Source organism: Kitasatospora sp. NPDC059747, assembly GCF_042732955.1.
Taxonomy (GTDB): domain Bacteria; phylum Actinomycetota; class Actinomycetes; order Streptomycetales; family Streptomycetaceae; genus Kitasatospora.
Window position 1 is genome coordinate 30,130 of the sequence record NZ_JBHWGV010000081.1, and the last position, 9,838, is coordinate 39,967.

The window sequence follows — 9,838 nt, forward strand, 5'->3', positions numbered from 1 at the left end:
CGCGCGCGCGGGGGGGCCCGCCCCCCCCGGCCCCCGCCCCCCCGCGCGCGGGGGGGCCGGGGCCCCTGCGGGTGTCCCGGCCCTGCGGGTGTCCCGGCCCTGCCGGCGTGCCCGCCCCGCCGGCATGCCCGGCCCGCGGCGGCTCAGACCCGCGCGAGGAGGGCGAACCGCTCGTCGTCGACCGGGCGGCCCCACAGGTCGCGATCGCCGCTCAGCGGCTCGACCCGAAGGTCGGCGACCAACGGCCGCACCACGCCCGCCAGGGCGTCGGCGCCGATCCCGCCGCTCCACGGCAGCCGCCCGGCACCGGCCGCGTACGGCGCGTCGTCCTGCCCCGGCTCGCGCCACCGGCCCTCGACCAGGACCAGCCTGCCGCCGGGGCGCAGCAGGGCGGTCCACTGCCGCAACGCGGCCCGGGGGTCGGGCAGTGTCCACAGCAGGTGCCGGCACAGCAGGACGTCGAAGCGCTCGTCGCCGACGGGCGGTGCCGCCGCGTCGCCGGTCAGGAAGCGTGCCGGCAGGCCGGCTTCGGCCAGCTTCGCGCGTGCCCGCTCCAGCATGCGCGGTGCCAGGTCGACGCCCGTGACGCGGTGTCCGCGCCGGGCCAGCAGCATCGACAGCGACCCCGTTCCGCAGCCGACGTCGAGCACGTCGAACGGCCCGGGCGGCGCGGAGGGGACCCAGCGTTCCAGGAGCCGGGTCCACGCCAGGCGGGTGGGCCCGGCGCTCAGCCCGTGGTCGGGCTCGTCGTCGAAGGACGAGGCGGCGGCGTTCCAGTACTCGGCGATGGCAGCGGAGTCCTCATGCATGGCCGGCATCCTCGCAGTCACGACCGACAGCCCCGCGGCCCGACGCCGGACGCGTGCCCGCCCGGGGCGCGCGATCCGCCCGTACACGGCACGCCGCCCGCCGGCACCACGCCGGTCCTCCGCACCCCGGCCCGCCCACCGGCCCGCCCACCGGCCCGGCAGCCCACGGATCCGCCCGCACACCCCGCCACCCGCTCCCGGCACCCGGCACCCGGCACCCGGCACCCGGCACCCGGCACCCGGCACCCGGCCCACAACGCCCGCCCGCGGCCCGCCCACGCCGCACGGGCCCCACCACCGCTCCCCCGCAGCCGCACCGCACCCCGCCACACCGGCCGGCCGGCCTTCTTCACGCCTCGCCACCCCCGCGCCCCACGCCCCACGCCCGGCACCCGGCCCACAGGCCCGCCCACGCCGCGCGGGCCCCACCACCGCTCCCCCGCAGCCGCACCGCACCGCACCCCGCCACGCCGGCCGGCCGGCCTTCTTTACGCCTCGCCACCCCCGCGCCCGGCCCCCGCCCCACAGGCCCGCCCACGCCGCACGGGCCCCACCACCACTCCCCCGCAGCCTCACCGCACCGCACCCCGCCACGCCGACAAGTCTTCTTTCCTTGACAATTTTTTTTGTCGGCAAGATGCTGGAGGGGTGCTGGACGTCGCCGTGATCGAAGAACCCGCCGCGGCCGAGGCCTGTCTGGACCCGATCCGGGCCCGGATCCTCGCCGCCCTGGCCGAACCCGGTTCGGCTGCCATGCTGGCCGCCCGTCTGGGGCTGGCCCGGCAGAAGGTCAACTACCACCTGAAGGAACTGGAGCGCCATCACCTGGTCGAGCTCGCCGAGGAGCGGCGCAAGGGCAACGTCACCGAACGGGTCTACCGCGCGGCGGCCGCCTCCTACGTGATCTCTCCGCGGGTGCTGGCCGGGGTGAGCCCCGATCCCGAGCGCTCCCCCGACCGGCTCTCGGCGCGCTGGCTGCTGGCCCTGGGCGCGCGGCTGGTCCAGGAGGTCGGGACACTGGTCACCGGTGCCTCCCGGGCCGGGCGCAAGGTGGCCACGTTCGGTCTCGACGCGCAGGTGCGCTTCGCCTCGGCCGCCGACCGGGCCGCGTTCGCCGAGGACCTCGCCCAGGCCGTGGCGGCCCTGGTCGCCCGCTACCACGACGAGGGCGCGCCCGGCGGGCGCACCCACCGCGTCGTCGCCGCCCTCCACCAGATCCCCGCCACCGCGCCCGCCGCCGCGCCGCCCACCGGAACCCCGCCCACCGGAACCCCGTCCGCTGAAACCCCGTCCGCCGAAGCAGCGGCGGACCCCGCAGCCCCGGAGCCCCCGCGATGACCCACCCGTTCGAGATCGCCCTGGACACCGTCCTGCCCGCCGGTCCCGAGCAGGTCTGGGAGGCGATCGCCACCGGCCCCGGCGTCGACTCCTGGTTCATGGGCCGCAACACCGTCGACCCCCGCGAGGGCGGCACCGCCGCCATGACCACCGCAGGGCACCGCCAGGAGGCGGTCGTCACCGCGTGGGAGCCCGCCAAGCGCCTGGCCACCCGCACCCCCGAGACCGGCGACGGCCGCTTCATGGCCTTCGAGTACCTCATCGAGGGACGCGAGGGCGCGGCCACCGTGCTGCGCGTGGTCCACAGCGGCGTCCTGGGCGACGACTGGCAGGAGGAGTACGACGCGCTGCGCCGCGGCTGGCCCTTCCACCTGTACACCCTGCACGAGTACCTGGCCCACTTCGCGCACCGCACCGCCGTCCCGGTCTTCGCCGCCGCCCCCGCCCCGGGCCGCACCCCGCAGGAGATCCGGGCCCTGCTCGCCGGCGCCCTCGGCCTGCCCCTGCCCGTCACCGAAGGCGCCCGCGCCCGCGCCGACGTCCCCGGCCTGCCGCCGCTGCAGGGCCACGTCGTGTGGGCCGACGACGAACGCATCGCCGTACGCGGCACCGACGCCCTGCACACCTTCCACCACGGCCCCGGCCTGGTCCTGCTCTTCCACCACCTCTTCCACCCCACCACCGACGGCCCCGCCACTGACGGCGCGGACGCCGCAACGGAGATCGGCACGGAGGCCGACCGGGCGGACGCCGCCTGGCAGCAGTGGCTCACCCGCCTCCTCGCCTGACCCCGCCCACCCCCACACCCCCCACACCCCCCACGCCCCTTACGCCCCCACGCCCCTGACGCCACGACCGACCGCAAGGACCCCTCATGCGCACCCTGATCAGCACCGCGTTCATCTCCCTCGACGGCGTCGTCGAGGCCCCCGGCGGCGAAGCCGGCTACCGCAACGCCGGCTGGACCTTCAAGGACGTCGAGTTCCTCCCCGAGGCCTACGAGATCAAGCAGCGCGAACAGCAGGAGGCCGGCGCCGTCCTCCTGGGCCGCGTCAGCTACCAGGCGTTCAGCCCCGTCTGGCCCGACATGCCCGAGTTCGCCCGCTACAAGACCCTGCCGAAGTACGTCGTGTCCACCACCCTCACCGACGCCGACCTCACCGACACCTGGGGCCCCACCACCATCCTGCGCACCCTGGAGGACGTGGCCCGCCTCAAGCAGGGCGACGGCGACCCGATCATCGTCCACGGCAGCGCCACCCTCAACCACGCCCTCGCCGACGCCGGCCTCGTCGACCGCTACCACCTGCTCGTCTACCCGCTGCTCCTGGGCGCCGGCAAGCGCCTGTTCCCCGCCACCGACAAGGACGCCCAGAAGCTGCGCCTGACCGAACACACCGTCTACCCCAACGGCCTGCAGAAGCAGATCCTCGACGTCCTCCACTGACCCCCCGGTCACACCACACCACCCGCCGCGCCCGCCCCCGACACCACCGTCCACACCCCGCCCCCGCACGGCGGGAGGACCAGGGGCGGGCGCGCAGGCTGTGGCGTGACGGGCAGCCGACGAAGCCGCCGAGCACCGGACCCCACCACCCGACGCGCAATCCCCTTCCCGGCCGGCGGCGGCCGGCCGCCTCGCCGTCCACGCCAGGCGGCACCGGAGCGCACCGGACATGCCGGCCCGTCACCCGCCGTGCCCGCCCGGCACAACCCCCGCCCGCACCCGGCGCAGCGACCACGGCACACCGAACCCGGCACCCGGACACCCCTCCCGCCGCTGGCCGCACGCACCGGCACCCGCCTACCGTCCCGGCCGCCGGCGTCCGTACCGGCCGCGGGACGGGCGGGTGGCGGCCCGCGGTCCGTACCGGTGCCGGGAGGGGATCCGGGTCCGCGGCCCGGCGGGGCGGCCCCGCACCAGGCCGCAGACACCCGTGGCACGGCGCACCCGCCCCACACCCGACCGCGCCCGGGCGGCACCGGGGCCGTCGTCCCGGAGAAACGGGACCGGGCCGCCGGCCGGAAGCGGCAGGACCGCAAAGAGGGGTGACGCCCCGCCGGCCGCGGCACCGGGCCCCGCGGGGGGCGCACCACGTCGGGCGCCCGCCCGGCAGGCCCGGGGCGTGGCCGGGGCATCGCGCCCCGCCACGCCCCGCACTGCCCCCGCTCCGCCCGGGGGCCGCCCTGCCGGGCCTGCCCCGCGGGCTCAGGGGCGGGCGGCGGCCAGCAGGGCGAAGGCGGCGATGATCACCGCGACGCGGCCGTAGTGGTAGCGCTCCCAGCGCTTCATCTGCTCCTTCCAGTCCGCGGGCCGGTTCTCGGGGGTCCACGTCTTGCCCCGGTTGTTGATCGGGACGAGCAGCAGGACCGACATGAGCACGCTGACGACCAGCAGGGCGCCCGCGGTGACGACGAGAGCGGCGCCGTGGCGGTGCCACCCGGCAACCGCCCACAGCACGACCAGGACGAGCGAGGCGATGTACCAGAAGGGCATCACCGCGCCGAGCATCCGCCCGCCGTGCGCGCGGCCGAGCTGGCCGCCGTCACCGGGAAGCGCGTCGAAGATCCGGTTCACGAAGAAGGCGACGCAGAACTCCACCCCCACCATCACCCCGACGACCACGGTGGTGAAGACCTCCAGTGCGCTGAGCATGATGACCCCTCCAGGCATCTAGTGCTGCTAGCCGATGAGGCAACGCTAGTACTACTGCCGCTCGCTTGTCTAGCGGTGCTAGGGTCGGGTCATGTCGGTCACGCCGGTCCAGGAACGCAAGCAGCGCGAACGGGCGCAGCGCGAGCGCCTCATCGTGGCGGCGGCCCGTGAACTCGCCGAGCGCCAGGGCTGGGAGGCGGTGACCACCCGGCGCCTGGCCGAGCGCATCGGCTACAGCCAGCCCGTCCTGTACGGGCACTTCCGCGGCAAGCGGGAGATCATCGGCGCGGTCGCCCTGGAGGGCGCCGCCGAGCTGGCCGCGACGGTGCGGGCCGCGGCCGCCGCCGCCTCGTCCGCCGGCAGCGCGGGCGGGCCGCGGGAGCGGGCCGGTGCCGTGGCCCGGGCCTACCTCGGCTTCGCCGCGGGCAACCCGGCGCTCTACGACGCCCTGTTCCACCTCGACGCCGGCCTGGCCTTCGCACGCGAGGACACCCCCGGGCCGCTGAAGGACGCCTTCACCGCACTGCTGGACAGCCTCGGCGAGGCGGCCGGCGACGGCACCCACCCGGCGCTGTTCACCGAGGTGTTCTGGGCCGCCCTGCACGGACTGGCCACCCTCGCCCGGGCCGCACGCCTGCCACCCGGGGACACCGCGCGCAGGACACAGCTGCTGGTGGAACGGCTCACCGCCAGCTGACACCCCGCCCGGCCCGGCACCCCATCACAGCCGCCGCACCGCCCCGGGGCCCCGGCCCCCGCCGCCTGCGCTCACCCACGCCCGCACCCGCACGCCGCAACACCCGCCGACCACGACCCGCTGCCCGCACCGCAGGTGGCACCCCGCCCGCCGGCCCGCCCGCGCACAACAGGCACCACCACACCCCGTTGCCCGCACCGCAGGTGACACGCCGCCCGCCGGCCCGGGGCCACGGCGCAGCGGTACGGCCCTCACCCGCGCACCCGGCGCCCCGCGGTCCGGGGCCCGGACCCCACCGCTGGCCGCCTGCGGCTCACCCACGCCCGTACCGCACGCCGCGACACCCCCCGATCACGACCCCGGCCCGTCCGCGTACCCGGCCGCCGTGCCCGTGCCCCGGCACGGACACCGGCACACCGCCGAAACCGCGCCCCCGCACCGCAGGTGACACCGCGCCCGCCGGCCCGCCCGGGGCCACGGCGCGGTCGTGCGGCCCCGCCCGCGCACCCGGCCCCGCCCGGCCCGGTCCTCTGGCGGCACCCCGTGTCCCGGCCGGGGGGCGGGCGACGCGCCGTCGCCACTCCCCCGCGCCGCGACCCGCCGTGGCCCGCCGGGAGCAGCCGGGTGGCCGCGCGGTGTGTTCACTGCGCGGGCGGCCAGGGCACCAGGGCCGGGCGGGCGGGGTCCGGGTTCGCGTCCGGGCTGCGCAGCGTCAGCTGGCGCCGGCGGCTTCGGGGCGTCCAGCCGTGGCGCACCAGCGCCTCCCGGATCAGGCCGGCCACCAGTCCCGGCGCGATCACCACGCCGTGCTCCACCCACACCACCAGGCGCTGCCCGTCACCCTGCGCGTGCGCCACCACGACGGCCAGCCCCGGCTCGTCGTCGGGCGCCACCGTCCAGCGGTAACGGTCCCCGCCGACGACGATCACCCGCGAGCCTTTCCCCGCCAGCGCCACCCGCACCACTCCCCCTTTTTCCGGACACCCCGCCCCATCATCCCGGCCCCGGGACTCATCCCGGCCCCGGGCCCCGGTGGGGCGGCCCCGGGCATGCTGCACACCAGACCCGGCTCCCGTCACCGCAACCAGCGCAACCAGCGAAGCCGCGGAACTCGGCAGGCCGTCAGGCCTCCGACTCCCCTGCTCCTGGGTGCCCGGCTCGTTGGCCCGTGACGTGAGCAGGAAGGCTCGGTGGGCGGGGCTCGCGGGGCCACTCGTGCGCTGGTGTCCTGCCCTGCGGCTACGCGGCGAGAGCCCCGGCCACCTTCTCGAAGTCCGAAGGGTCGAGATTCCCTCTGCTCACCGTGGCAGTGCGCACGGACCGCTGCCGTGCCACGTGCTCGTACGTGGCGAGTTCGGGCACGGCCCTGTGCCAGTCGGCTGTACAGCGGCCCATCACGATCACGGCCTTGCGCTCGATCGCCTGCTGAACGAGGCCGAACGCGAACGGCTGTGACGGCAAGGCTTTCGGCAGACGCCGCCATCGCCTGGAGTGGTAGCCGTGCAGCTGTACGGCGAGCACGCGATGGGCGAGCTCGTCGTAGGAGTGGCCGAGCGACAGCAGGTCCTTGAGTTTTCTGCGCCACCAGGTGCTTCCGGGATGGCCGCCGGCGTCGTGTGTCAGGAAGTGGTGTGGGGTGCCGGCCGGTGATGCGGCATTCGCCAGTGACCTCTCGGTCACTCCGGGACGGGCGTAGGCGGCGGGGTCGTCGTCGTCCCTGCCGGGATTCGCCAGCAGTACGACCAAAGGTGCGTCATGCGGGCCGAGGAACGGCTCCGGTGGAAGGGAGAGGTCCAGGCCGTAACGCGGCTTGTGGTGCTCGCGCAACGCGTCGTTGAAGGCGAGGAGGTACGGCAGGTCTTCAGGGAACGCGTACGGCTGCCGGGGACCCAGACGTTCCCACGGATTCTGCAGCATCGGATCATCCTACCGAGCGGACATCAGGCCATCGTCCAGTCCCAGCGGCCGTGCGGGCGGGGAGATCCACCGAGCAGATTCGGCCGGCCCCGGAGCACCGGGCGGGGAAACTCAAAGAGCGTCATCACCACAGGTCGGCCGGGCACAGCCACGGGACGTGACGGGACGGGACGCGGGACAATGCGCGGGACCCGGCATGATCCACACCGAGCCCCGTTCCCGCCACCGCAGCCACCAGAACCGTCGCGGCCACGGGGGCGTGACAGATCGTCAGGCCTCCTCCCCGAAACGGCCCGGGGCCGACCGGCCCCGGGCAACACCACCCGCCCACCGCCACCGGTGACAGACCCTGATGATGCTCTGCGGGTTCTGCTCTGCCCGGGAACTGCGTGAAGGGTCCCGGAGTCACCCGGCCCGGTCACCGTCCGTCCGCAGCCGGGAAGCCCTGCCCCCGGGGCCCAGGCCGTGCACTCGGCGGCGCTCCTGCCCGGAGCAGGGGGGCAAGCCCGCTACGCCCGCGTGCGGGCCGGCAGCAGACGGGGCGGCAGCGGCCACGATCCGTGCCCCGGCAGGAAAAGCACCCGCCCCACAGGCCACCGGCCGCCTATCATCGGCTCCGTGATGCCGCCGAGAGCCGATGCCGCGTAGGTCCCCGCGCCCGGTGCGCGCCGGCCCGGCCGGCCGTCAGGGGCACGGCCCGGTCGCCACACTGCTGATCACGGCCTGCCCCGGGCCGCCCACGTGCAGCGCCGTCCACACGTACCTCTTCGTCGACGGCCTCGACCTGATCGCGCGCACCCACGACGGCGCCACCGGCGGCCATCCGGGCCGGCTGCTCAGACCCGCGGGCCCCCTCTACCCGACCGATCAAGCCCGGCAGGTGCACGTCGCGACGCACGGTCAGGGCCCCGACGCCGCCCCGGCCGTCGGCATCCGCATCCGGCTCCGGGGCCGGACGGTGGTGTGGGACGGCCTGATGTACCCGGACGCCCGGGACCGCATCATCGAGGAAGTCCGCTTCGACCCGGCCCAGTACCTGACCGAGATCGAACGGGCCTACACGCGATGGGGCCGCGGCACATAGAAGCCGACGAGGCCTGGAGCCCGTGACCGCCCCCGACGGCCCCACCGCCCTCCTGCGGCCCGGCACCGGCCGACCCCGCCCCGGTGTACCAGCCGCCCCCGCTCCCGCCCCGGTGTACCACCGCCACCACCCGGCCGCACCGACGCCCGCACCGACCCCCGCCCGCAACCGCGCCCCGGCCGGACACCGTCCCCTCCCGCCCGCGCCCGGACGGAAGGATGACGGCCCCCAGGCGCCGACACCCAGGAGCCGCCCCGCATGCACACGCCCGCCCACTACCGCGACCTGGCGCGCGCCTGCGACGACGGCCGCGTCCTGCACCGGCTCGCCCGCTGCCCCTACCCCTTCGTCTGGCACGAGCTGGCCGCCAACCCCCACACCCCGCCCGCGGCCCTGCTGGAACTGGCCGCGGCCCGCCACAGCCCCTGGAACGACAACCGGCTCCTTCACCTGCTGGCCGGGCACCCCGCGGCGGACCGCACCGTCCTGCACGCCGTCCTGGACGCCACCGCGGCCGGACTCACGCAAGGCCGGCGGCCCTACGCCGCCGCGGCAGCCCTGGCCGGGCGCAGCGAACTCGAAGCGGACGAAGTCCGCGGGCTCGGCGCCCTGCCCGGTGCGTCCGCCCGCCTGCGCACCCTGCTCCACCGGCGCCTCGCCGCCCGCGGCGAGACACCCCCGCCTGCCCCGGCCCAGGCGTCCCCGGGGCCCTGACGGCGCCGGCACCCCGCCGGACCGGGCGCTTCAGGCCCCGGGTGCTCGCTCCCGCGCCCGGCCCCGCGCCTGGCCCGGGGCCTTCACCGGCCCGCCGGGCCCCCGAGGCCCGGGGAACCCCGGTCTTCTCCCGCTGTCCGGCGTACGGCGGACACCCGGCAACCACCCGCCGCCACCAGCGGGCCCGCTCCCGCTCCTGCCCGGTGGCCTCACGGGCCGTCATGCCCGGTTGCTCGGGGCCGTCCTGGAGAGAGAGCCGGGTGCGGATCGGGCTTCGGACCGCAGTACCGGAGCGGATAACGGGGGAAACCGCCCCTGCAAGGCCACCGCCGCCCACCGCGCCGCATGCTCCACCCCGCATCGGCACGATCCCGCGGATCCGGCCGCTCTTCGCACCGCGCAGCGTGACGGTGGCCGGCGGCCGGCCGCACTCGACGGGCGCACCGCCCGACCGGGCGGCGCCCTGCCCCGAACACCCCGCGCAGCCCTCAGGGCCCCGCCGCGACCGTGTGCCAGGCCCGACCACCCCGGCCCCCCAGGGCAAGAACCCCCGCGGGACCACCCGGTAGCGCAGCCACCCACCCGTCAGCGGAGGGGGGAGACGGGGTGCACAGCACAGAAAA

At 76.7% G+C, this 9,838-nt stretch carries 10 protein-coding genes; 6 read left to right on the top strand and 4 right to left on the bottom strand.

Annotated elements, in window-relative coordinates:
* Positions 1 to 143: 143 nt before the first annotated feature.
* The gene (locus ACFV4G_RS29665) at positions 144 to 809 is read right to left on the bottom strand and encodes a class I SAM-dependent methyltransferase (protein WP_380445190.1); all 666 of its coding nucleotides are present in this window, start codon (positions 807 to 809) and stop codon (positions 144 to 146) included.
* Between the two features lie 648 nt (positions 810 to 1,457).
* Between ACFV4G_RS29665 and ACFV4G_RS29670 the strand changes: the two genes are divergently transcribed.
* From ACFV4G_RS29670 to ACFV4G_RS29680, 3 genes are all read left to right on the top strand, one after another.
* The gene (locus ACFV4G_RS29670; protein ID WP_380445191.1) at positions 1,458 to 2,147 is read left to right on the top strand and encodes an ArsR/SmtB family transcription factor; all 690 of its coding nucleotides are present in this window, start codon (positions 1,458 to 1,460) and stop codon (positions 2,145 to 2,147) included.
* Positions 2,144 to 2,935: an SRPBCC domain-containing protein gene (locus tag ACFV4G_RS29675; RefSeq protein WP_380445192.1), complete on the top strand. Its 792-nt coding sequence runs from the start codon at positions 2,144 to 2,146 to the stop codon at positions 2,933 to 2,935. Before ACFV4G_RS29670 ends, ACFV4G_RS29675 begins: the two co-directional genes overlap by 4 nt.
* 86 nt (positions 2,936 to 3,021) lie before the next feature.
* Positions 3,022 to 3,594, top strand: a complete 573-nt coding sequence (locus tag ACFV4G_RS29680) for a dihydrofolate reductase family protein (RefSeq protein WP_380445193.1) — start codon at positions 3,022 to 3,024, stop codon at positions 3,592 to 3,594.
* Positions 3,595 to 4,356: 762 nt separating this feature from the next.
* On the opposite strand, the gene ACFV4G_RS29685 is transcribed toward ACFV4G_RS29680, so the two are convergent.
* Complete coding sequence (locus ACFV4G_RS29685; RefSeq protein WP_380445194.1) at positions 4,357 to 4,803, bottom strand: anthrone oxygenase family protein; 447 nt, start codon at positions 4,801 to 4,803, stop codon at positions 4,357 to 4,359.
* A gap of 91 nt (positions 4,804 to 4,894) precedes the next feature.
* On the opposite strand from ACFV4G_RS29685, the gene ACFV4G_RS29690 reads away from it, so the two are divergent.
* Positions 4,895 to 5,500, top strand: a complete 606-nt coding sequence (locus ACFV4G_RS29690) for a TetR/AcrR family transcriptional regulator (protein WP_380445195.1) — start codon at positions 4,895 to 4,897, stop codon at positions 5,498 to 5,500.
* A gap of 641 nt (positions 5,501 to 6,141) precedes the next feature.
* Here the strand turns inward: ACFV4G_RS29690 and ACFV4G_RS29695 are convergent.
* Both ACFV4G_RS29695 and ACFV4G_RS29700 read right to left on the bottom strand, forming a co-directional pair.
* A complete protein-coding gene (locus ACFV4G_RS29695) occupies positions 6,142 to 6,429 on the bottom strand; it encodes a hypothetical protein (protein WP_380445196.1) in 288 nt (95 codons plus the stop codon).
* A 310-nt stretch (positions 6,430 to 6,739) separates the two neighbouring features.
* Positions 6,740 to 7,417: a hypothetical protein gene (locus ACFV4G_RS29700; protein ID WP_380445197.1), complete on the bottom strand. Its 678-nt coding sequence runs from the start codon at positions 7,415 to 7,417 to the stop codon at positions 6,740 to 6,742.
* A 637-nt stretch (positions 7,418 to 8,054) separates the two neighbouring features.
* On the opposite strand from ACFV4G_RS29700, the gene ACFV4G_RS29705 reads away from it, so the two are divergent.
* Both ACFV4G_RS29705 and ACFV4G_RS29710 read left to right on the top strand, forming a co-directional pair.
* A complete protein-coding gene (locus tag ACFV4G_RS29705; protein WP_380445198.1) occupies positions 8,055 to 8,501 on the top strand; it encodes a hypothetical protein in 447 nt (148 codons plus the stop codon).
* A gap of 258 nt (positions 8,502 to 8,759) precedes the next feature.
* Complete coding sequence (locus ACFV4G_RS29710; RefSeq protein WP_380445199.1) at positions 8,760 to 9,215, top strand: hypothetical protein; 456 nt, start codon at positions 8,760 to 8,762, stop codon at positions 9,213 to 9,215.
* The last annotated feature ends 623 nt before the right edge of the window (positions 9,216 to 9,838 follow it).